General features: G+C 69.6%; 2 protein-coding genes. One reads left to right on the top strand and one right to left on the bottom strand.

Annotated elements, in window-relative coordinates; genetic code table 11:
• Nucleotides 1-1,758, top strand: a 1,758-nt coding sequence (locus QH283_RS11140; RefSeq protein WP_280502935.1) for a class I tRNA ligase family protein, incomplete at its 5' end; no start/stop codon positions are given.
• Between the two features lie 10 nt (nucleotides 1,759-1,768).
• On the opposite strand, the gene QH283_RS11135 is transcribed toward QH283_RS11140, so the two are convergent.
• Nucleotides 1,769-2,173 (bottom strand): polysaccharide deacetylase family protein (locus QH283_RS11135; RefSeq protein WP_280502934.1); only part of this gene is annotated, 405 nt, incomplete at its 5' end.

The following is a 2,173-nucleotide window of genomic DNA, read 5'->3' as shown; positions in this document are numbered from 1 at the left end:
GCCGAGTACCGCAAGTCGATCGCGGCCAAGACCGATCTGGAGCGCCAGGAGAACAAGGATAAGACCGGCGTCTTCCTCGGCGTGCACGCCACCAATCCGGTCGACGGCGCGCAGGTGCCGATCTTCGTCGCCGACTACGTGCTCAGCGGCTACGGCACCGGCGCGATCATGGCCGTCCCCGGCCACGACCAGCGCGACTGGGAGTTCGCCACCGCCTTCGGCCTGCCGATCCGCGAGGTCATCTCCGGCGGCGACATCACCGTGGCCGCGCACACCGGCGAGGGCGAGCTGGTCAACTCCGGCTACCTGAACGGCTTGTCGGTCGAGGAGGCCAAGGCCACCGTCATCGGACGGCTGGAGGCCGAGGGGCACGGCACCGGCACCGTGCAGTACAAGCTGCGCGACTGGCTGTTCGCCCGTCAGCGCTACTGGGGCGAGCCCTTCCCGATCGTCTACGACGAGGACGGCGCCCCGCACGCGCTGCCGGAATCCATGCTGCCGGTGGAACTCCCGGAGCTGGACGACTTCGCCCCGGTCACCTTCGACCCGGACGACGCGAGCTCCGAGCCCTCCCCGCCGCTGGCCAAGGCCACCGAGTGGGTGAACGTCGAACTGGATCTTGGCGACGGTGTGCGCAGGTACCGCCGCGACACCAATGTCATGCCGAACTGGGCAGGCAGCTCCTGGTACCAGCTGCGCTACACCGACCCGACCAACAAGGACGCCTTCTGCGATCCGGCGAACGAGAGCTACTGGCTCGGCCCGCGCCCGGCCGAGCACGGCCAGGACGATCCCGGCGGCGTCGATCTGTACGTCGGCGGCGTCGAGCACGCGGTGCTGCACCTGCTGTACGCGCGCTTCTGGCAGAAGGTGCTCTTCGATCTGGGGCACGTCAGCGGCAGCGAGCCCTACCGGCGGCTGTTCAACCAGGGCTACATCCAGGCCTTCGCCTACACCGACTCGCGCGGCGCGTACGTGCCGGCGGCCGAGGTCGTCGAGCGCGACGGCAAGTTCTTCTGGACCGACCCCTCGGGCAGCGAGATCGAGGTGTTCCAGGAGTACGGCAAGATCGGCAAGTCGCTGAAGAACGCCATCTCCCCGGACGAGGTGTGCGACCAGTTCGGCGCCGACACCTTCCGTTTCTACGAGATGTCGATGGGCCCGCTGGACACCTCGCGGCCGTGGTCGACCAAGGACGTCGTCGGCGCCCACCGCTTCCTGCAACGCGTGTGGCGGCTGGTGGTCGACGAGGAGACCGGCGCGACCCGCGTGGTCGAGGACGCCCCGAGCGACGAGACGATGCGCCTGCTGCACCGCACCATCGCCGGGGTGGACGAGGATTTCGCCGCGCTGCGCGACAACACCGCGGGCGCCAAGCTGATCGAGCTGACCAACCACCTCACCAAGCACTACCCGCAGGGCACCCCCCGGGTGGCGGCCGAGGCGCTGGTGCTGATGCTGGCCCCGCTGGCTCCGCACATCTCCGAGGAGCTGTGGGAGCGCTTGGGGCACACCGAATCCCTGGCGCACGGCCCGTTCCCGGTGGCCGACCCGCGGTGGCTGGTCGAGGAGTCGGTGGAGTACCCGATCCAGGTGAACGGCAAGGTCCGCAGCCGCATCCAGGTGCCCGCCGACGCCGACAACGCCGCCATCGAGGCGGCCGCGCTGGCCGACGAGAAGGTCGTGGGGCTGCTGGCGGGCAAGACGCCGCGCAAGCTGATCGTGGTGCCGGGCAAGCTGGTCAACATCGTCGCTTGATCGCGCGTCGTCATCCGGGCGGCAGCAGCACGTCGTTCAGGGTGACCAGCGAGAGGTCGCGCGCCCGGATGATCTCGACCAGCTGCCCGTAGCAGCGGGTCACGGTGGGCGCGTTGGCGTGCCCGATCACGATGGCCTGCGGGTTGAACCAGCGGTGCGCGCACTCGAGCAGGAACTCCTCGGTGATCAGGCCGGAGTCCGACAGCGAGCCGTACCACATGGTCGGCACGGTGTAGCCGAGGTCGGCGGCGATCGCGTCGACGGTGGCGTTGTGCCTGCCGAAGGGCGGGCGGTAGTAGGGAGTGCCGTCGACGCCGTAGGTGTCGCGCAGGAAGTGTTGCGCGCGACGCAGTTCCGAGGCCACGCCCGCGGCGGACAGGGCGGTCAGGTCGGCGTGGCTCCAGGTGTGATTGGC

It is taken from the genome of Nocardia farcinica (genome assembly GCF_029867845.1).
Lineage (GTDB): Bacteria > Actinomycetota > Actinomycetes > Mycobacteriales > Mycobacteriaceae > Nocardia > Nocardia farcinica_A.
Note: the sequence above shows the minus strand (reverse complement) of the source record. Positions and strands in the feature narration are given on the sequence as shown.